Origin of the sequence: Vibrio sp. LaRot3, assembly GCF_027587025.1 — a bacterium.
Classification (GTDB): Bacteria; Pseudomonadota; Gammaproteobacteria; order Enterobacterales; family Vibrionaceae; genus Vibrio.
Genome location: NZ_JAPPTI010000001.1, coordinates 754,145 through 774,648 on the forward strand (window position 1 = coordinate 754,145; position 20,504 = coordinate 774,648).

General features: G+C 44.5%; 20 protein-coding genes. 8 read left to right on the plus strand and 12 right to left on the minus strand.

The genetic code is table 11. The annotated features are described in order from the left end of the window. The 4 genes from OH461_RS03515 to OH461_RS03530 all read right to left on the minus strand — a co-directional run bounded on the left by OH461_RS03515 (window position 1) and on the right by OH461_RS03530 (window position 3,866). Complete coding sequence (locus tag OH461_RS03515) at window positions 1-1,359, minus strand: TolC family protein (RefSeq protein ID WP_270019240.1); 1,359 nt, start codon at window positions 1,357-1,359, stop codon at window positions 1-3. 175 nt (window positions 1,360-1,534) lie between these two features. After that, complete coding sequence (locus OH461_RS03520) at window positions 1,535-1,978, minus strand: hypothetical protein (protein ID WP_270019241.1); 444 nt, start codon at window positions 1,976-1,978, stop codon at window positions 1,535-1,537. A 139-nt stretch (window positions 1,979-2,117) separates the two neighbouring features. After that, complete coding sequence (locus tag OH461_RS03525) at window positions 2,118-3,224, minus strand: M20/M25/M40 family metallo-hydrolase (RefSeq protein WP_270019242.1); 1,107 nt, start codon at window positions 3,222-3,224, stop codon at window positions 2,118-2,120. A gap of 183 nt (window positions 3,225-3,407) precedes the next feature. Beyond that, window positions 3,408-3,866 carry a TetR/AcrR family transcriptional regulator gene (locus tag OH461_RS03530; RefSeq protein ID WP_270019243.1) on the minus strand — a complete coding sequence of 153 codons (459 nt, stop codon included), beginning with the start codon at window positions 3,864-3,866 and terminating at the stop codon, window positions 3,408-3,410. Window positions 3,867-4,185: 319 nt separating this feature from the next. On the opposite strand from OH461_RS03530, the gene hppD reads away from it, so the two are divergent. The 4 genes from hppD to maiA are packed head-to-tail and all read left to right on the plus strand — an operon-like array spanning window position 4,186 to window position 8,049. Continuing rightward, entirely contained in the window at window positions 4,186-5,259 is a 1,074-nt protein-coding gene (gene hppD, locus OH461_RS03535; protein WP_270019244.1) for a 4-hydroxyphenylpyruvate dioxygenase, read from the plus strand. Next, entirely contained in the window at window positions 5,252-6,385 is a 1,134-nt protein-coding gene (locus OH461_RS03540) for a homogentisate 1,2-dioxygenase (protein WP_270019245.1), read from the plus strand. The genes hppD and OH461_RS03540 overlap by 8 nt, the downstream gene beginning before the upstream one ends. Before the next feature lie 15 nt (window positions 6,386-6,400). Beyond that, window positions 6,401-7,411: a fumarylacetoacetate hydrolase family protein gene (locus OH461_RS03545; protein WP_270019246.1), complete on the plus strand. Its 1,011-nt coding sequence runs from the start codon at window positions 6,401-6,403 to the stop codon at window positions 7,409-7,411. After that, window positions 7,408-8,049, plus strand: a complete 642-nt coding sequence (gene maiA, locus OH461_RS03550) for a maleylacetoacetate isomerase (RefSeq protein ID WP_270019247.1) — start codon at window positions 7,408-7,410, stop codon at window positions 8,047-8,049. The genes OH461_RS03545 and maiA overlap by 4 nt, the downstream gene beginning before the upstream one ends. Window positions 8,050-8,120: 71 nt before the next feature. Here maiA and OH461_RS03555 read toward each other — a convergent pair whose 3' ends face one another. The 5 genes from OH461_RS03555 to OH461_RS03575 form a co-directional block, all read right to left on the minus strand. Beyond that, window positions 8,121-8,306 (minus strand): hypothetical protein, encoded by a 186-nt coding sequence (locus OH461_RS03555; RefSeq protein ID WP_270019248.1) that lies wholly within the window; start codon window positions 8,304-8,306, stop codon window positions 8,121-8,123. Window positions 8,307-8,474: 168 nt separating this feature from the next. Further along, entirely contained in the window at window positions 8,475-9,512 is a 1,038-nt protein-coding gene (locus tag OH461_RS03560) for a J domain-containing protein (protein ID WP_270019249.1), read from the minus strand. Window positions 9,513-9,579: 67 nt separating this feature from the next. Continuing rightward, complete coding sequence (locus OH461_RS03565) at window positions 9,580-10,239, minus strand: OmpA family protein (RefSeq protein ID WP_443088442.1); 660 nt, start codon at window positions 10,237-10,239, stop codon at window positions 9,580-9,582. 147 nt (window positions 10,240-10,386) lie between these two features. Beyond that, entirely contained in the window at window positions 10,387-11,070 is a 684-nt protein-coding gene (locus OH461_RS03570; protein ID WP_260258552.1) for a DUF2786 domain-containing protein, read from the minus strand. Window positions 11,071-11,215: 145 nt separating this feature from the next. Next, window positions 11,216-11,896 carry a DUF3334 family protein gene (locus OH461_RS03575; protein WP_270019251.1) on the minus strand — a complete coding sequence of 227 codons (681 nt, stop codon included), beginning with the start codon at window positions 11,894-11,896 and terminating at the stop codon, window positions 11,216-11,218. Between the two features lie 309 nt (window positions 11,897-12,205). Here OH461_RS03575 and ydiJ point away from each other — a divergent pair, with 309 nt between their 5' ends. Beyond that, on the plus strand, window positions 12,206-15,238 hold the full coding sequence (gene ydiJ, locus OH461_RS03580; RefSeq protein ID WP_270019252.1) for a D-2-hydroxyglutarate dehydrogenase YdiJ: 3,033 nt from the start codon (window positions 12,206-12,208) through the stop codon (window positions 15,236-15,238). A gap of 79 nt (window positions 15,239-15,317) precedes the next feature. After that, a complete protein-coding gene (locus OH461_RS03585; RefSeq protein WP_270019253.1) occupies window positions 15,318-15,779 on the plus strand; it encodes a methyltransferase family protein in 462 nt (153 codons plus the stop codon). Between the two features lie 54 nt (window positions 15,780-15,833). On the opposite strand, the gene OH461_RS03590 is transcribed toward OH461_RS03585, so the two are convergent. The 3 genes from OH461_RS03590 to OH461_RS03600 all read right to left on the minus strand — a co-directional run bounded on the left by OH461_RS03590 (window position 15,834) and on the right by OH461_RS03600 (window position 18,478). Next, on the minus strand, window positions 15,834-16,937 hold the full coding sequence (locus OH461_RS03590; protein ID WP_270019254.1) for a phosphoribosylaminoimidazolesuccinocarboxamide synthase: 1,104 nt from the start codon (window positions 16,935-16,937) through the stop codon (window positions 15,834-15,836). A 172-nt stretch (window positions 16,938-17,109) separates the two neighbouring features. Further along, a complete protein-coding gene (locus OH461_RS03595) occupies window positions 17,110-17,499 on the minus strand; it encodes a SulA-like leucine-rich domain-containing protein (RefSeq protein ID WP_270019255.1) in 390 nt (129 codons plus the stop codon). A gap of 262 nt (window positions 17,500-17,761) precedes the next feature. Next, the gene (locus OH461_RS03600) at window positions 17,762-18,478 is read right to left on the minus strand and encodes a glycerophosphodiester phosphodiesterase family protein (RefSeq protein WP_270019256.1); all 717 of its coding nucleotides are present in this window, start codon (window positions 18,476-18,478) and stop codon (window positions 17,762-17,764) included. 192 nt (window positions 18,479-18,670) lie between these two features. Between OH461_RS03600 and OH461_RS03605 the strand changes: the two genes are divergently transcribed. Together OH461_RS03605 and OH461_RS03610 are read left to right on the plus strand one after the other, a co-directional pair. Next, window positions 18,671-19,624, plus strand: coding sequence for a lactate/malate family dehydrogenase (locus OH461_RS03605; protein ID WP_270019257.1), 954 nt, complete (start codon window positions 18,671-18,673; stop codon window positions 19,622-19,624). Between the two features lie 208 nt (window positions 19,625-19,832). Continuing rightward, window positions 19,833-20,501 carry a response regulator transcription factor gene (locus OH461_RS03610; protein WP_270019258.1) on the plus strand — a complete coding sequence of 223 codons (669 nt, stop codon included), beginning with the start codon at window positions 19,833-19,835 and terminating at the stop codon, window positions 20,499-20,501. Window positions 20,502-20,504: the final 3 nt, after the last annotated feature.

Genomic DNA, 20,504 nt, shown 5'->3' on the forward strand with positions numbered 1-20,504 from the left:
CTATTGGTTTTCGCGCTGTTGAGTTAATGGATAGCTGTGATCAAACAGACCTAATAAACCTGAGAGTTGGTTGTTGATAAGGTTAAGGTCGGTAATCAAGCGTTGTTGCTCTAACTCGATACTGAGTTGGTTGATGGATGAGGTGACAATGTCACTGAACGTGGCGCTATTATTTTGGTAACCGCGCTCTACCGCTTGTTGTTGAGCCTTGGACTGGGGCACAAGTGTGGTTTTGTAGCGAGCAAGGCGGGTTAAGGTATGTTCACGTTGAGACATGAGGCTTTGAAGCTGTGCCGATAGGCGGGCTAACGTGGCGTCACGCATAGACTTTGCCGCACCAACTTGATGCTGAGCTGCGGCGTAGGCTCTGTCTTGTTTGTTATCGGTGAAAATAGGCAAGTCCATGGTAATAAACGCACTTACCATATCAGGCGCAGGCTCGCCTTTCATGTTGTTTGCTTGGCGATGGGCATACATGACTTCAACCCCGAATTGAGGTGAGTAAGCTTGGTCAGCTATTTCCACTTGAGTCTTCGCCACTTCTATTGAGGCATCAACGTTGAGTACCATTGGGTGGTTGAGCAATCGTTGTTGCAATACCTGTGGTTTGCTCGCTTGGCTCAAACTCGCAGTGAGCTTTTGCCATGCTAATTGATTACTCGCGTTTAAATCAGCGCTTTGGTTGAGCCATTGATAACCTAACCACTCTGACAGTTGAGCGGTTAGCGCTTGTTGCTGCTGTTGACTGGCAATGATTTTTTGCTCTAGTTGGCTAACTTTCAGTTGGCTAGCAATAATGTCTTGTGATTCATTCAGCCCGAGTGAGTAATTGGCTTGCATGTTGTCGACCAATTGTGAAAGCCATTTATGCTGCTTATGAAGTAACTTTTCAGCGGTACGTGCATAACCAAGCTCTAACCAAAGTTGGGTTACCTGAGTAATAATTTCACGTTCACGAAACGCAATCTGGCTTGACGAGATATTGGCTTGAGAACCGGCCATTTTGCTTTGCAGTTCTGTGGTGTTGCCACGGTCAAACTTTTGCATTAAGCCAACGGAGAGGTTGGTCATTGGGTCTTGATCCAGTCGAAAACTGTCGGTTGGCAAGCCACCAACACCAAGTTTGATGGTCGGGTCCATCAAGGTCGCTTTAGCTAACCCTGCTTCTAACGTGGCTTCGGTTTGCGCGGTAAGCTGAGCTTTTGTGCCATCTTGTTCAAGGGCGATTTGAATGATTTGCTCTAGCGAAAGTGAGTGGCTTATTTTTGTGTCTGCGAGGCTCTCAACTGAAGAGGCTAAAACCGGCGTCGAGACACCAAGGGCGCAGTACATACCCAACACTAATAAGTGATGTTTCATTGGATAACTCATCCATTATTTAGCAATTAATGGCGTGGTTGTTCTTAAATGCTTCGGGTTAAAAACCAATGCGTTGGGTTTCAACCTGAGGCGGGAAAGAATCAAACGTAATTAATCGCGTACAAAATCTTGCTAACAGCTTCAGTGCCGTTAACCGTTGAAATTGAATGGAGAGTTAAAGTGTTGGAGGGCGGTAGAGAGAGCGCGAAACACGCACTGTTGAGCGCGCTTGTTCTGGGGTTAGCTCGACCATTGAGCTGTGTTGCGCTGGCAATACAGGGGGATGGAGCAAGGCCGCGACAACCGTGATACAAGTGGTATCGCAGCAGTTATGGTCAAGGTTGGTGTTAGTCTCACAATCTATGTCGGCAAACTGCTGAGAATTGCCCGGTGAGGAATGATGCATTGTTGATTGAATTGGTGTGACATTGTCACTATTGGCAGGTGTACTGGTGTCAGCGCCATTATGCGTCATGGAGTGGCAACTGGCACTTGACGCTGTGTTCATCTGCATCATTTGGATTGGCATTAAAGGCGCACTAGACGCCACGCTAGACAAAATAAATGTCAGCGAGCTAAGCAAAATTAAGCAAATTGTACGCAATGAATGAGCGCGCATTGTGCCACCTTTAATGATTCCAAGCGTTAAATGTAAAGCTTCCCCTTGGGGTAAGGTCAATACGCTAGGCAATAAAAAGCCCCGAATAGGTGATAAAACCTAGTATTCGGGGCTTTTAGTCTCTTGGAACCAATCGCTATTAGTGAGTTAGGTAATGTTTTACAAACTCAGTAATTTGAACCATGTCTTCAACAGCGATGAATTCTTCTGTGGTGTGCACTTTAGACATACCCGTAGAAACGTTAACGGTTGTTAGGCCTTTCTTGTAGAAGTTGTTTGCGTCGCTGCCACCACCAGTAGATTTAGTGAACGGTTCTGCGCCAATCGCACTGAATGATGCTTTCACTTGTTCAATATGTGGATGATCTTCTGGAATAACGAACGCATCGTATGCACGAGTTGATTCGATTTCTACTTCTGCGCCATGTTTTTCCGCCACAGTTTGGAACGTGTTGATCATATGATCCACTTGTGCGGTTAACTTGTCGCAGTTTAGCGAGCGCGCTTCTGCTACAATTTTAAGCTCAGGCATCACGATGTTAGTTGCGTTACCGCCTTGCACAATACCGATGTTCGCTGTGGTTTCTTCATCAATACGTAGAAGCTTCATTTGGGTAATCGCGTCAGCCGCAACTTGAATAGCACTGATGCCTTCTTCTGGCGCTAAGCCTGCGTGTGCAGGGCGGCCTTTGATTGTTGCAACAATCTTCTGTTGACCCGGTGCAGAGTTCACGATGGTGCCAATAGGGCCACCAGTATCGAGTACGACAGCTTTATCAGAAGTGATGTAGCTCATGTCGAAGTTTTCTGAGCCGTGTAGGCCGCCTTCTTCATGTACGGTGAAAGCCAGTTCGATGGTTTTATGGTTTAGGTTTTCAGCCTGAATGCAGCGCACTGCTTCCATGATTGCTGCGATACCTGATTTGTCATCACCGCCAAGAATGGTGTTGCCTTTAGAGCGAATGATGCCATCTTCGATGATTGGCTCAATGCCTTTACCTGGAGTTACTGTATCCATGTGGCAGCTAAGTACAACACTGTCTTCAATCTTACCTTCTAGGCGAGCATAAACGTTGTAGCCATTAGAGATATGCTCTGGCACTGGAAGTTTGTGCACAGTGAAGCCCATTAGGCCAAGTTGTTCAGAAAGCGTATCTGCGATCTCTTTTTCGTAAAGAGATTCACTGTCGATTTTGATGAGTTGACAGAAGTGTTCGATCAAACGATCACGATTAATAGATGTCATTTTAATGCCTCGAAAGGGTAGCAGAGGCGGTTACCTTACCGCTTTCGTTTAGGCAAATACACTGCGTTAAATCAATTTTTGTTTGTGTAAATCTGGAATCTTGTCGGAGGAGCTGGGGGATAATCTCGACATGCGATTGGTGTGCATTAGGTTATGGGAATCACATGCCGAGAAATTTGCAGGTTAGATTAATGCGATAAAACTCATACCGACTAAGGTATCTAAGGTTTTTTGTGCATCATCACCAAAGATGGTGATTGAGGTTTGGGTAATCTGACTGAGGAAACCGCGAGAAAACTGCTGCTCTCGCTCACCTTTACCAATCTGAGACAGGATAAGGGTTAAGATGGCACGAAAGCGCTTCTTTTCTAATCCATTTATCCAGCTGTGGTTAAAATCGGTCAAACTGTTTTTAAAATCCAACTGTTCGGCAAATTGCTTGATCAGTCGAGCCTGCAGAGCCTCAAGAAAATCAGTCTTTTTCGAGAAGTGATGGCTTATACCAGTGCGGGATATTCCCGTCTCTTTACTTAGCGTAGTGTAAGACATGGCTTCATAGCCACTTTCAAGTAGTTGTTTTGTCGCCGTATCCAAGATCAAGTTGATTGTCGCTTGGGTATCTTCTTTGCTTCTTTTTGGCATTGTCTTTAACGGATATTACGTTATTGGAATGCAGTATTGTATTTCAATACAGAACATCAAACCATAAGATCTAAAAAAATAAGTCAGATTCTTTCAAGTTAGTTCAAAATCTGTGTAATTAACCAAGTGGTTAATTGCACTGTACGACATTTCTTACACTTTTTATTATTAAATTATCTATAAAACAACGCGTTATATTGTTGGTTTTTATATTTTACACGCTGCTTTCGCTTTTAAACGGCCAGAAAAACGCATCAGTAACTACCAAAATTCCCCCTCACGGTACAAGTTTGTATAAGGGCTAATAGAGGGATAGAGCATGGAAAAGTTGACCAATCCGTTAGGGACAAATGGGTTTGAATTTGTTGAATATACCGCCGCAAATCTAGAAGGTATCACCCAACTTAAATCATTGTTCACATCGTTAGGCTTTGCTGAAGTGGCGAAGCATCGTTCAAAACAGGCATGGCTCTATCAACAAGGGGATATTAATTTCATCGTTAACGCTCAGCCCCATAGCCAAGCGGAAGCGTTTGCAAAAGAGCATGGCCCGTCTGTGTGTGGTATGGCCTTTAGAGTGCAAGATTCCGGTGAGGCAATGGCGCACGCGCTCTCGCAGGGCGCACAAGCTTATGTGACTCAAATAGGGCCTATGGAGCTTTCAATCCCAGCTATTTATGGCATTGGAGATAGCTTGATCTATTTTGTTGACCGCTTTGGTGAACAGAATATTTATCAAGTGGATTTTAATTTTTACCCTGACCACGATGAGCGCATTGCCGAGGCACAAACCGGTTTAATGGTGATTGATCACCTCACCCACAACGTGAATCAAGGCCGAATGGATGTGTGGGCAAGTTTCTATGAGCGCATCGGCAATTTTAAAGAGATTCGCTATTTTGATATTGAAGGTAAGTTAACAGGGCTCGTTAGCCGAGCTATGACCGCGCCTTGTGGGAAAATTCGTATTCCAATCAATGAGTCAAGCGATGATAAGTCCCAGATTGCGGAGTTTATTCGAGAATACAACGGCGAAGGTATTCAGCATATTGCAATGAGTACCGATGATATTTATCAAACGGTTAAGCAGCTTAGTGAACGTGGGGTAGAGTTTATGCCTACCCCTGATACCTACTATGAAAAAATCGAACAACGCGTCCCAGGTCATGGCGAAGATTTGCAACTCTTGAAATCTCTGCGAATCTTAATAGATGGCGCACCGATGAAAGATGGCATTTTACTGCAAATTTTTACGCAAACCGTCATTGGTCCGGTATTTTTTGAAATTATTCAGCGTAAAGGCAACCAAGGTTTTGGTGAGGGTAACTTCAAAGCGCTATTTGAATCGATAGAAGAAGACCAGATTCGTCGTGGGGTACTCAAGGATGCGTAAAAACATGGCTTATCCACATCGAGAAGGTGTGTGTTCAAAACAAGCTCATGCTGATTTCCCGAAACAGGCAATGTATGAGCGGGAAGCTGGGCGGCAGGGCTTCTATGGATCGGCGGCTCATTTTCATCATCAACACCCTCCAACCTCTTGGTCAAATTGGCAAGGAGAACTTAGACCAAGAGCCTATGATTTTAACCAAGTTGAGCAGGCTTATCAGCCTTCACCTTGGGATGTGCCGACCTTGCTCTCCAACCAAGAGTGCAAACTTCGAGTTTGGCAAATCAGCCATGCAATGGATCATTTGGTTAGAAACGCGGATGGTGATGACTTGTTGTTTGTCCACCAAGGCAGCGCGGAGTTCTTTTGTGACTACGGCCATTTTAGTGTGATGGAGGGCGATTATGTGGTGATCCCTCGCTCGACCAATTGGCGTCTTGCCCCTCATGAGCCCATGTTTATCCTGATGATTGAAAATACCGGCGGTGAATACGACTTGCCGGACAAAGGGCTTGTTGGTCGTCATGCTATTTTTGACCCTGCGGTTTTAGAAGTGCCGAAAATCGATAAACAGTTTCAAGCGCAATACAGCGAAACCACCACGCAGGTGAAAGTAAAGCGCCATGGTAAGCAGAGTGTGATTACCTATCCGTTTAACCCCTTAGATGCCGTGGGCTGGCATGGTGACTTATCGGTGGTTAAGCTTAATTGGCGTGATATACGCCCGTTAATGTCTCATCGCTATCATCTCCCCCCATCCGCGCACACGACCTTTGTTGCTCAGGGATTTGTGGTATGTACTTTTGTTCCAAGGCCGATGGAAACAGATCCCGGCGCATTGAAAGTGCCGTTTTACCACAACAACGACGACTACGATGAAGTTCTGTTTTATCACGAAGGGGATTTCTTTAGTCGAGACAATATCTCGGCAGGCATGGTGACTTTTCATCCTGCCGGTTTTACTCATGGCCCTCATCCTAAAGCTTTCGCCGCAGGCCAAGCGGAACAGAAAAAACGCACTGATGAAGTGGCGGTAATGATAGACACGCGCCATGCTTTAGAAAGTTCAGAGCACGCAAAGCAAGTTGAAAATCATGACTATGTGAATAGTTGGCAAAGCAAAGATTGATAACAAGGAGCGGATATGAAACTGGCAACGTTAAAAAACCATACTAGAGATGGCATGTTAGTGGTGGTGAATCACTCGTTGACGGAATGTGTTGCCGTCCCTCAAATAGCGATGACTTTGCAGCAAGCGCTCGACAACTGGGCTGAGGTAGAGCCAGAACTGTATCGAATTTCTCAAGCTCTAGAACACCATTCGTTGGAAGCGATGCCATTTATTACCGAGCAGTGTGAAGCACCATTACCACGTGCGTACCATTGGGCAGATGGCTCGGCGTATGTGAATCATGTGGAGCTAGTGCGCAAAGTACGCGGCGCAGAAATGCCAGAAAGCTTTTGGCAAGATCCACTGATCTATCAAGGTGGGTCGGATGCCTTTATTGGTGCCAATGATGACATTTGTGTAGCAGATGAAAGCTGGGGGGTTGATTTTGAAGCGGAAATAGCTGTGATTTGCGATGACGTAGCGATGGGCAGCAGCGTTAAACAAGCCGGGGAATCCATTCGCTTGCTGATGCTAGTGAATGACGTATCGCTACGTGGTTTGATCCCTGCTGAGCTAGCGAAAGGATTCGGCTTTTATCAATCTAAACCGTCTTCTGCATTTTCACCGGTGGCGGTGACCCCTGATGAGTTGGGCGAAGCGTGGCAGGATCATAAAGTTCACTTACCGCTGCGTTCGTTCTATAACCACCAGCCTTTTGGTTATCCGAATGCTGGGGAAGATATGACGTTTAACTTTGCAGAGCTTATTGCACATGCGGCTAAAACAAGACCACTTACCGCTGGGACAATTATTGGCTCAGGGACAGTTTCCAATAAGCAAGGTTTAGCGTCTGGTTCGTCGGTCGAGGCGGGTGGCGTTGGCTACTCTTGCATTGCTGAGCTGAGAATGTTGGAAACCATCCAAAATGGTGAGCCGAGTACGCCCTTTATGGCCTTTGGTGATGATGTTCGAATCGAAATGTTAAACGACAAAGGTTGCACCATTTTTGGCGCGATTGAACAAACTGTAGTGAGGCAACAATGAGGCTATATAGTTATTGGCGCTCGTCCGCCACTTATCGAGTTCGGATTGCTTTGAATTTAAAGCAGATAGCATTTGAAACCTTGCCAATCAACTTGCTCAAAGATGGTGGACAACAACATCAGGCGTTGTTTCGTGATATCAACAGCAGTGGGTTGGTTCCGGTATTGGTCGACGGAGGCACTGTTATTAGCCAGTCCTTAACCATATTAGAGTATTTGGATGAACAATACCCTGAGCCACAATTGATCCCTTTACATGGGCAAGAGCGCTATTTAGTGCAATCTTTAGCGCAAGATATCGTGGTCGATATTCACCCGTTAAATAACTTACGTGTTCAGCAGTATTTAACCAATCAGGGATTTAGTGATAAGCAGAATTTACAATGGCTTCAGCATTGGATGCGGGTTGGCTTTACGGCTCTCGACGAAAAGTTACATAAGGTTGCGGGTAACTATTGTGTCGGTGGAGACGTATCACTGGTGGATGTCTGTTTAGTGCCACAAGTGTATAACGCGCTGCGTTTTAATCTCGATATCACGGAGTTCCCGACCATTGAGCGACTTTATTTGCGCTTAATGACCAAAGAGGCATTTCAGCACGCCGCTCCCGAAAAACAACCAGACGCACCGAAAGAGTAGTAGATGACTAAGCGATGATGGATACAAAAAAGCCACCGTTCAATGGTGGCTTTAGGGTCATCCTTGGTGCTTTATCGCATTGACTGCGCTTGACGTTCGATTAGCTTTGCTTCCGCAATATTGAATTGGCGCACATCCAGTGTCGCCATATCATCACACTCACGACAAGCGTAATGACATTTACCGTCAAGATAATCGTGCTTTTTTAATAGGCTTGGTTTTTTACACCAATCGCAAAAGCCTTCTGTAGTGTACATGTTTTGCTCCCACCGTTATCACCAGGCGTTATTTTCAACACTGATTATGGCACATTTAGTTATTTGACGTTAACTATTTGTTGCAGTAACTGGGAGGGTGATCGATTGCGCACCCCTTGTTATGCCTATATTTCGAACGAATTGCGAGCGAGACTTGCTTTTCTGTAACTATTTGTTAACGTTTTTTAGTATTAATTTTAAAGCACCATTCAGTCTCTTCATTTCTTCATCACTGCCTTTTAAGTCAGGGTGATAAATTTTACATAACTGCTTGTAGCGAACTTTAATTTGCTTTTCATCAGGCAGCTTATGACTATCAAAACCAAATAGTGCGCAGGCTAGGCTTAAACTACTGGCAGTGGCGGGCTTAGCAACTGGTGTTTGATGGCTATTCTTAAGCTCAAGTTGTTGTTTTTTCAGCTGGTTGTACATGGCTTCCATCTGACGCTTTTGCTGCTTTAATGTCGACTCTTGTTGCTTGATTTGCTGTTTGAGTTGCTCACTTTTCGATGAGTGTACATTGGCATCGCTAGACAGTTGTTGAATGGAAGTTTTACTTGAGCGCCATAGCCAACCTACCGCAGCAACCAAAATCGCAATCAAAGCCAATAGTGCGTAACTTAGAGGTGTCAATAGGGGAGCGGAATTACGATTTGCTTTAGCGCCTGTTTGTGTTGTTGCACCATTGAGCTGTTGGTCAAGTTCGTTGATGGCAGCGACTTGTTTTGCCCTCTGAGCGTTAAACTCTGCCTCTAACACTCGCGAATAGGCTTCTTCCGCTTGAGCATTATGTTCTGCTGCCAGTTGGTACCAAATTTTAGCCTGAGAAGTAGCAGAGAGTTGTTTACCTTGGTTTTCGTAGAGTTGGCCTAATTCGAACTGCGCTTGGTCATCGCCGTTAATGGCAAGTTTTGTTAGCCAGTACATTGCTTTACTCATATTTTGAGTATCAGGTTGTTGATAGTAATCAACCAGTTCGCTTTGGGCTGGTTTATAACGATGATTTGCGGCTTGTTCTAACCAGTAAAGCGCTTCATTAGTTGAAGCGGCAACACCATCACCGAGTTGGTATGCTTTAGCCACTTGGTACTGAGCACGAGGGTTATTTAGCTCAGCTTGTTGCAAAAGTTGATCAAATTCCGCTTGGCTCATTGCCCATGAATTGGCAGAGATCAACGCAAGCATTAACATTGCGGCTTTTAACATCAAGAGACTCCAAAATAAAAAAGCCGTTAACTCATTACAGCTAACGGCTTGTAAGATAGGTTACCTATTATTTCAGAGGTAAGATCTTAATTTCAACTCGGCGGTTACACGCGCGACCAACTTGAGTGTCGTTTGAGCATAATGGGTAACGCTCACCGTAGCCGCGAGAAATTGCACGGCCTGCCGCAACACCTTGCTGTACTAGGTAGCCACGTACAGATTCAGCACGTTGCTCAGATAGCGTTTGGTTCATTGTGTCTGCACCCGTGCTGTCAGTATGACCTTCGATCACTAGGCTTGTATCTGGGTATTCAACTAGGATACGCGCTACACCACGCAATGTACGGTGGATGCTTGGGTCAAGCTGGTAGCTAGCAGATTCAAAACCAATGCCGTTTTCAAGACGAAGCAGCAGCTGGTTTTCACCAACACGTTCTACTTGTACGCCAGAGTTTACTAGCTCTTTACGTAGCGCCGCTTCTTGTTGGTCGAAGTAGTAACCTACGCCACCACCAACTGCCGCACCACTTGCTGCGCCAATCAGAGCGTGTTTACCACGTTCTTTTGAGTTATCACCTGTTGCTAGGCCGATAGTCGCGCCCGCAATTGCACCAATGATAGCGCCTTTGGTTGCTGAGTTAGTTTCAGTTTCACCAGTTGTCGCGTTTTGACGTTGCGTCGCCTGACAGCCAGTTAACGCGATAGCCATCGCTAGGGCAATAGTCATTTTTTTCACGGATATTTTCTCCATGTGATATCAAATTAGGTGGAATAGGGTTTAATTAACCTTATGTCATTCCTTATGTCAATTTATCTTAATTATATTTGACACAAGATTAACTTATGATGAACACAAACGTCAGAAAGCCGCGCCTTAACGCAGCATTTTAGGCGCTTGAGCACCATCGATAGGGCGACTTACGGATACGGTTCGACCTTTCTTTAGACCCACTTCGTAATCGTCAGTGAGGTTTTTCATCGCTTCACGCAGCTGCTGTTTGAAGGTCTCACGGTCGATATTTTTGAACTCTTTATCGATGTAATCTTCGATTTTGTTTGCGGATTCTTCATCCGGTGAAATGATTGGCAGTTTTTCTAGTGCGCCTTCAACCCAACCAGAGACAAACGAGTTCACTCGGCGAGTCACTTCTGTACTCGATGTGCCAGAACCCGCAAAGCTGTTGCGGAACTTACCGGTTTGCTCATTAAGCTCACGGTAGACAATATCAAAGGCGAAAGCGGCAAAAATAGCTCGGTCTGCTTCGCCAATAAATTCAACACGCTTTAAACCTTTATGGTTAAGCAGTACAGCTTCTACGCCAAATTTGGTGTTAATACCGCGAATAATGCGTAGCAAGGTAGAGCTAGTATTTGCTGGAAGCAGGTGGGTAGATTGTGTCTTGCCCATCTTGATGAACTCGATGTCATCTTTGTCCAAGCCATATTTGAGCATTAAGCGATGCGCCATTTTGATCGCATTCGCTGCTTCATTGACGTTAGCTGAATTGCCAAGTTCTAAACATTTGGCGATTTTTTTGAGGGCTTTTTGTTTATCCATCGATGACAGCAAAACTCATGAAATTAGCAAAGTCGGCTATTTTACCTCTTTCTAATGCTCGCTCGCAACTTTAACCCAAGTACTGAAGGCCAAACAAAAATGCTCTCCATCTAGGAGAGCATTGTTTTATCGTCAAAAGAGGTGTTTAGATACCTAATTCGTCTAACAGGTCGTCAGCTGCACTGCCACCTTGTTCTTTAGGTTGCTCTTTCTCGCGCATTTTTTGTTGCGCTTGTTCTAGGATGTCATCTGGATTTTCATCTTCTGTGACTTCAAATTCTTCAAGCTGAATGAACTCAGTTTTGTCCATTGCTAGCTCAAGGTAGAAGATGTTGCCATTTTCGGTAGAGAAGGTCACACGGCGCGCCTGTGGGCGGTCTAGATTGGTATCAACAGACAGGATGACCTGTTTGTTTAGCGATAGCATCTTAGGTTGGTTTTGCGTGATGTGCGTGTGTAGCTCTTTGCGAATCTTGTTAGTGAAATCACCCACTAGTTGGTTCATTAGCTCACCTAGAACGTCACCCACTTCATCAGAGGTATGAACAACAGCTAGCTCTTCTGCCGGCATGCCCATGTTACGCATGTAGTTAGTGTAAAGCTCTAACGCGGCTTTTGCGGTGAAGTTGATAACAACAAGACCAGAGAAGCCACCATCAAACAACACGAAACAACCAAAATCTGGCTTTAAGCTGGTTTTGTTGATCTTTTGCACCATGGCAGAGTAAGTAACTTGAGAGTCAGTCGCTGATGTGAGGACACCTGATACCGACTGGCAAAGTTTTAGAAGAATGTCTTCAGTAGTTACGATTTTATTTTTTTTCATTGGTAGTTCGCTCAAAAAGCCAAGTTTGGGAATAAATCTATTGTCTATCCAATATTTTCAGTACAAAGAATGCGCGAATTTCAGTGATTTGGCTAGGACAAACTGAAATTCCCTGAAATTGTTCACTGATGATAACCAAGATAAAAGAGTTGTGGCACATCAGAGTTGGTACGAGATTGAATATAAATTCTATTGTGGCATTGCATTTCTGTTTTGATCACCCTTTTAAATGTTGTAAAGTGACGAAACTCAAAGATTATTAAAATAACCCAATGCTGAATGGATCAGCGTAGTAGGGGCAGGAAGCAAATGTTACCAAGACTTCATTCAAAGCCAGATGTCGATCCGGTCGTTGTTAACTTTCTTGAAGAGTTGCAATCGGCAGGCTTTAGTGGCGATGTTGAAACCCAATATTCAAGCCGTTTGGCGGTGGCGACAGATAACAGTGTGTATCAGTTATTGCCGCAAGCGGTTGTTCACCCGAAAACCACTGAAGACGTCGCCTTAATTGGTAAGCTCAGTGTCAAACCAGCCTATGAAAGAGTGAAGTTCTCTCCTCGTGGTGGTGGTACGGGCACAAACGGCCAATCTCTGACCCAAGGGGTAGTGGTAGATTTATCTCGTCACATGAACAAAGTGCTTGAGATAAACGAGAAAGAAGGCTGGGTTCGAGTTCAAACCGGTGTGATAAAAGATCAGCTCAATGATGCTGTTCGCCCTTATGGCTACTTCTTTTCCCCTGAGCTTTCGACCAGTAACCGCGCCACATTGGGTGGAATGATCAACACGGACGCATCGGGGCAGGGTTCACTTAAATATGGCAAAACCTCTGATCACGTTTTGTCTCTCCAAGCAGTGTTCGCCGATGGTTCGATACTTGAATCCGATCTATCAAAGGGTGTTCCAGAATACGGTCAATATGCACACAATGCGCTGACCGTGACCGAACAAGTGTGCCGAGACAAGCGTGCCCAAATTGAAGCGAAGTTTCCTCCTCTCAACCGTTTTTTAACCGGTTATGACCTTAAAAATGCCCTAGATACGCAAACCGACCAGTTTGATTTGACCCGCGTACTGTGTGGTGCAGAAGGCTCGCTTGCTTTTATTACCGAAGCAAAACTCAATCTGACTAAGATCCCTAAATCGCGCGTATTGGTGAATGTAAAATACAACAGCTTTGATTCTGCACTGCGTAACGCGCCATTTATGGTACAAGCCGACGCGCTTTCGGTTGAAACGATCGACTCCAAAGTCTTAAACCTCGCCAAAGAAGACATTGTCTGGCATACCGTGAGTGAGTTGCTCACTGATGTTCCGGGCAAGGAAATGCTTGGCATTAATATGGTCGAATTTGCTGGTCAAGATGAAGTGCAAGTCAGCGAGCAAGTAGAGAGCCTAACTAAGCAGTTGGATGAAATGCTGGCCACAGAGCAAGCAGGCATTATTGGCTACCAGATCTGTAACGACGTTGCCAGCATTGGCAAAATTTACGGCATGCGTAAGAAAGCGGTGGGTCTATTAGGCGCAGCAAAAGGTCGCGCTAAGCCAGTGGCTTTTGCTGAAGATACTTGTGTGCCGCCAGAAAACCTCGCAGATTTTATTGTTGAGTTCAGAGCGCTACTGGATGAAAAGCAGTTGAACTACGGCATGTTTGGTCACGTCGATGCCGGTGTATTGCACGTTCGCCCAGCTTTAGACTTGTGTGACCCGCAACAAGAAAAATTGATGCACGAAATCTCTGATGATGTTGTGCGTTTGGTGGCGAAATATGGCGGCTTGATGTGGGGCGAACACGGTAAAGGTTTCCGCAGTGAGTATGGCCCCGAGTTCTTCGGCGAAGAGCTGTTCACAGAGCTGCGCCGAGTGAAGTCAGCGTTTGACCCACAAAATAAAATGAACCCGGGTAAGATCTGTACGCCGCTAGAAAGCCATGAGCAATTGGTTAAAGTAACCGATGCTAAACGAGGATTCTATGACCGTCAGATCGATGTGAAGGTACGTGACAGCTTTAAACAAGCAATGGAATGTAACGGCAACGGTTTGTGCTTTAACTACGATACCGCATCACCGATGTGTCCTTCGATGAAAGTGTTGGCTGACCGACGCCATTCACCAAAAGGTCGAGCGGGATTAGTACGTGAATGGTTAAGGCAGTTGACCGATCAAGGTATTGATATTCTTGATTTAGAAAAACAAGCGTTAGAAAACACCAACTCCATCAAAAGTATGCTTGACCGCGTGCGTAACTCTTTCAATAAAAACAAAGAGTACGATTTTTCGCATGAAGTATACGAAGCGATGAATGGCTGTTTAGCTTGTAAGGCGTGTGCGAGTCAGTGCCCAATTAAGGTCGATGTACCGAGCTTCCGCTCGCGATTCCTAAATATTTACTACACCCGCTATCAGCGCCCAGCAAAAGATTATTTGGTGGCAAACATTGAGACCATGCTACCGCTGATGGCGAAAGCGCCAACGGTTGTCAATGCGGTACTCAAGCAAAAATGGGTACAAGATCTAACTGCGGCCTCGGTCGGTTATATCGACGCACCTTTGATGTCGGTACCGACACTGAAAAAACGCGTTAACAAACTTAAACAGTTTGACCTGCAAGAGCTTGCGGCGCTGTCGAGTGAGGATAAAGCCAACCACGTGCTGGTGGTGCAAGACCCATTCACCAGTTACTACGATGCAGATGTGGTGGAAGACTTTGTTAAGCTGATCGAAAAGTTGGGTAAAACGCCGATATTGCTACCGTTTAAGCCAAACGGAAAAGCGCAGCATATTAAAGGCTTCTTGCATAAGTTCTCGAAGAGCGCTCACAGTACTGCGATGTTCTTACAGCAAGTCGCGGATCTTAATATTCCAATGGTCGGTGTCGACCCCGCATTAGTACTGTGTTACCGCGATGAGTATGCAGAAGTGCTCGGTAACAAGCGTGGTGACTTCGAAGTGCTGACCGTACATGAATGGTTAATGCCAAGACTGGCGCAATTTAATCAAGCTCATGAAGACGCTAATGAACCATGGTATTTATTGGCGCACTGCACCGAGAAAACCAAAATGCCTAATGCTGAGAAAGAGTGGGGAGCTATCTTCTCTCACTTTGGGGCTCAGTTGACGACGGTTCCGGTAGGGTGTTGTGGTATGGCTGGCACATTTGGCCACGAAGTTGATAAGCTGCAAATGTCGAAAGACATATTCAATTTAAGTTGGAAACCGCGATTAGAAGAGCTACCCGCTGAGCGCTGCTTAGTGACAGGTTATTCTTGTCGAAGCCAAGTAAAACGCTTTGAGCACGTTAAAACCAAGCATCCATTACAGGCGTTATTGGAAATCATGTAGCTGAGTCTACAGACTTTTACATCAAGGCGGCGGTTGATCGTTATACTTAAGAGATGAATGTAAGGAAGAGGCGAACTCGATGACTTTTTTGGAACGAAAGATTCCACCCGTTGCGCTGTTTTTAATTTTGGCGCTGGCTATGGTGAAACTTGATCATATGCTAATGGGCTTTGAAGTGAGTTTACCCCTTCCAATGGTCATCTTTGCGTTGGTGGTTGTCATCGCTACGGTGATCGGGCTAGCTGGGGTGTTTGAATTTCGCAAAGCGAAAACAACGGTAAATCCAGTTAAGGTTGAACAGGCATCAAGTGTGGTCGACTCAGGAATCTTTTCTTACACTCGTAACCCAATGTATTTGGGATTAGTCATGGTGTTGTTTGGTTTGGCTTATTGGCAACAAAACATCGTCTGTTTTGTGATGCCATTAGTGTTCATTTTTTATATGAATAAGTTTCAAATCGAGCCAGAAGAAAGAGCGCTAGAAATGCTGTTTGGTGCGGAATATTTGGATTACAAGCAGCGGGTTCGCCGGTGGATATAAAAAAAGCCTTCAACATGAGTTGAAGGCTTTTTACTTTGAGCCAGTTAATCAAACTTAATCGATCAGACCGTATTCTTTCGCCAGAATATCAACAATCTCTTGCTTAGGATTGTCACTCAACTGAATAGGTTGCCCTGTGATCTTCTCTGCGATGCCTGTATAGGTTTTAGATATATCCATCAATGCTTCTAGCGGTAATTCATTATCACGCGCGAGTGCTTCACGTTCAGGCATGCGATCTTTATTCAACAAGATATCCGCATCAGGGAAGTGATTCAGCAAGAACTGGCGGAAACCTTCTTTCGAATTCTCGACAATGTTGCCGTTTTGGTATTCTTTTTCGTCCCAAATACGTGAAGAATCCGGCGTGCCAACTTCATCCATGTAAATCAGCTTTTCATTGCCTGCTGCATCGTTTACGTAACCAAATTCGAATTTGGTATCAACGAAAATTTGTTCTACTTCGGCAAGTGCATCGCTGATCACACCGAAGCCTTCACGTAGAAGTTTTTCGTACTTGGTGATGTCTTGTTGTTGAGAGAAGTTGAAGGCGGCAAAGTTATCTTCAATGTTCTTACGCGTAATGTTGACATCGTCAGCTTCGGGTACGCCGGGAATACCTTTTAAAATGCCTTTGGTGGATGGGGTCATCAACAGATCTGGCAGAGCTTTGTCTTTCTCAAGACCTTCTGGTAGTTCAATACCACAGAACTCTCTCTCACCTTTGCTGTATGCTCGCCACATTGAACCTGTGATGTATTTACGGCAAATAGCTTCAATCATGATAGGTTTGGCTTTTTGTACGATCCAAACCAATGGGTGAGGGATATCAAGAATGTGGCTATCGGCAAGCCTATTGTCTTTAAACAGCTTAAACCAATGGTTAGAGATAGCATTCAGTGCTGCGCCTTTACCAGGAACGCCTTTTAGGCCACCTTGTCCGTGCCAAATACAGTCAAACGCAGAGATGCGATCGCTGATAACCATGATTGCAAGTGGTGCATCCGGTGCAACATCATAACCTTTCTCTTTAATTAGGCGTTGGCTATCTTGCTCAGTTAACCAGTAAACAGAACGAACTTTGCCACTGTGTACAGGTTTGTCGGTGCGAATAGGTAGGTCGTCATTAACGGCGAGGACTTGATCAGCGAGACTCATGAGATATTCCTATCGTTTACATGAAAGTGATAACAGATTTGAGTCGCATGATACCAGAAGTAGAAGAGTGTTCCAGATAAAAAGCAAACGTTTGCTTTATTTTTTCAAATTGGATGAACGGCAAAAGAAAAGCCTCTCGTAAGAGAGGCTAAAAGACGTATTGCTGAGCTTGTTAATGGTACTGGTTTACTCTGCCCTCAACAAAAAACACCTCGCAGTTATGTTGGTGTGCTAAATCGGTCAGCAGGCGTTGGTTTAATGGGTCAATCGCATTCGATGCGACAATGGCACTCGCGTTGCCCGATTTAATCGCTTTCATAACAATTTCCAATTCAGATTGAATATTAGAATCTTTAAGCTGAATGATTTTTTTGCAGCTAACGTTTGATGCCGAAAACTGTGCGAAATCAGGGCGAGGGCATTGAGCGGTGAAGAAGATCCACTGACTTTGTAGCGAAAGGCCAGCTAAGCGATTCAGGATATCGTTATCAATATTCATTGGTGACGTTGGTCGTGCAAGTACATTGTATTTTGAGAAAGATTGAGTATGTGCCTGAATCATAATTAACTGTCCTTATATACATGCTGTATGTGTATACAGTAGTTTCATTTTGAGGTGAGATCAAGCCTTTTGTGCATTAATTCATCAAGAAATTTGCATTCCATACTGAGGTTTATGGTTAAAGCGTTGAATTTTAATGATTAATTGTTTTTGATAGAGAGGGGGGGAGGAATTGCGAATGAATGATTTGCTGAAGGAGTGAACCACTGTATATACAGTACTTATGGTGTCATACAGTGGTATTTGAAATCATTGACAGGTCTTAGTCAGCGGTTAAGAAGCGTTGTGGGAAGTCACTAAAAATGCCATCGAGACTAGGCAAATGTTTTATTTGCTCAGGCTGATTGACGGTATAGCTCCACACTTTGTAGCCACATTTTTGTAGTTGCTTAATCTCGTCTTCATTTAGATGACAAATGTCTAAGTTGCATCCTACGGCATCCACGTCCTTGAGCAACTGTTTGTCTGCGTCGGTTAATTTATCGCTAAGAACCGCGATTGGATAATCGCTCTCGCATTGGTGGATGGCTCTTAACATTTCGTGGCTAAAGCTAGAGATGACGATGCGCTCTGCTGGAAAACGGTGTTTTTCTAATAGATGTTTTAACTGATTGGCCACAGTGTTGAATTGTTGAGTATTGAGTTTAACTTCAATATTGAGTTTGATCGCTAAAGGTAGCGCGTATGTAAGGAGTTGGTCGAGAGTCAGCAGCGGTTCTAAATTGAATCTAGGTGCAAACCATCCACCAAAATCGAATTGTTGTAGTTGTTCTAAGGTATAGCTGTCGACGCGGCCAAAACCATTACTGCAACGATCTATCGTATGGTCATGGCAAACCACAAGGTGGCCATCTTTGGTGGGTTGTACATCAAACTCAACCCATTCTAAGCCAAGTTCAATAGCGGCTTGAATACTGATCAGGGTATTTTCCGGGTAATGCCCCGCGATGCCTCGGTGACCGATGAGGGTGATTGGCATGTTTGCTCCAAAGTAGTAGCGATAGTGTAGATAATAGCAATCGAAATGTGACAGTAGTGACCAACTACATGCTTAAAATTGCGGTATTTTTAGTCACTTGATTCGCATTAATCGTAATATTCAACATTATATTGGAGTTTAAAGGCGTAATGTTAGTACAATTTAAAGAGTTGTGTTAACAAGGATCGAAACATGAAAATAGGCGTAATTGGTGCAGGTGCTGTTGGCGTAGGTATATGTAATTATCTGCTCACGTTAGGTAGCGTCAGTGAGCTAGTCCTACTGGATCAAAACCGCGAGAGAGCAGAGGGGGAAGTTTATGACTTTCGTCATACCGCCGCTCTGACGTTTTCAAAAAATACCAATATTATCCCAACCGATGATTATTTGAGCCTGATTGAATCCGATATTGTGGTTATCACGGCGGGCGCGCAAATCAAACAAGGCCAAACCCGAATGGATTTGGCGGAAATCAATAGCAAAATTGGTGTCGAGATAGCGCAGAATATTGAGCGTGTTGCGCCGAAAGCGACACTAATCGTAGTGACTAATCCTTGTGATATTGTGACGCATTGCATTGTTAAGAATACCCAGTTCCCAGCAAGCAAAGTGATCAGTAGTGGTTGTGTGATTGATACGGCTCGTCTTATGTCGATTGTTGCTAATCGAGTCAACCTTGATCCGAAAAACGTGTTTGGCTATGTGCTAGGTGAACATGGTAGCCATTGTTTTACACCTAAAAGCCTGATTTCTATCGCCGGTCAACCCGCAGATTATTACTGCGATACTCACCATATTGCCCGCATAGACGCAGATGAGTTGCTAGAATCGGTCAAGCAAGCGGGTTATGAGATCTTTAAACGTAAGCAGAATACTACTCACGGTATTGCCGCGAGCGTATTTCGTATTATTCAAGCGATTAAAATCAACGAACGATCGGTGCTGCCTGTTGCGACACTAATGCAGGGTGAGTACGGCATCAAAGATGTGGTAATCAGCTTACCAACAGTCGTGGGTAAAAATGGCGCAGAGATGATATTGCAACATCCTTTTAGTGATGAAGAACTCGAAACGTTACACACAATTCGCGACAATTTGCGTGAATCAATTGAACGTGTTGGCCAAGCGACGGGACTGAATGTCTAACTGAGCAAAGGCTTCTAGCTGTATTGATTTGTCACCTTGGTATGCGTTGGCTAAGTGCCATAATCACACAGTATGATGTAAGTCATTCTCTATATAATACCCAGCTATTTAGTTGGGTATTTTTATGCCATTTGCACTCATTATTTTGTTGTCACCAAAGTATCTCCGGATTAGAATCACAACCTTTCTCATTTAGATTGTGTGAACCATGTCTCGTATTTTAGTTGTTGATGACGATGTAGAACTGAACCAACTTATCTGTGAAGTGTTGAGTTTAGAAGGTTATCAGGTATCGAGTGTTTACTGCGGTGAAACGGCATTACAGTTTCTAGAAAAAAACGCAGTCGACCTTGTTTTACTGGATGTGATGTTACCAAAACTGAGTGGCTTGCAAGTGGCGCGTCGCATTTGTCAGCGCTTTGCTACTCCAATCTTAATGTTGACCGCACTTAACGATGAGTCGTCCATGCTAGATGGCTATCAAGCGGGCGCTGACCAATACATGGCAAAACCGTTTAAAGTGCCTGAACTGATTACTCGAATAAAAGCCATTTTCCGCCGTGTAGGGCTGGAAAAGCAGCGTCAAAATGGTCTTGCACAGAATCAGACGGAATTTTGCGATGCCATTAATAATCTGCCTTTTACTGGTACAGAATCGGATCTTCTTGGCTACTTGATGCGCAATGAAGGGGTTGTGGTCTCTAAAGCTGAATTACAGATAGAAGTGCTTAAGAAAGAACTGAGTCCTTTTGACCGTAACCTCGATATGCACATTAGTAACCTACGTAAAAAATTGGTTGAGGCGGGCATGTCCAAGCAACATATCAAAACCGTGCGTGGAAAAGGCTACAGCTTTATCGAAACGGTACGAGACTAACCT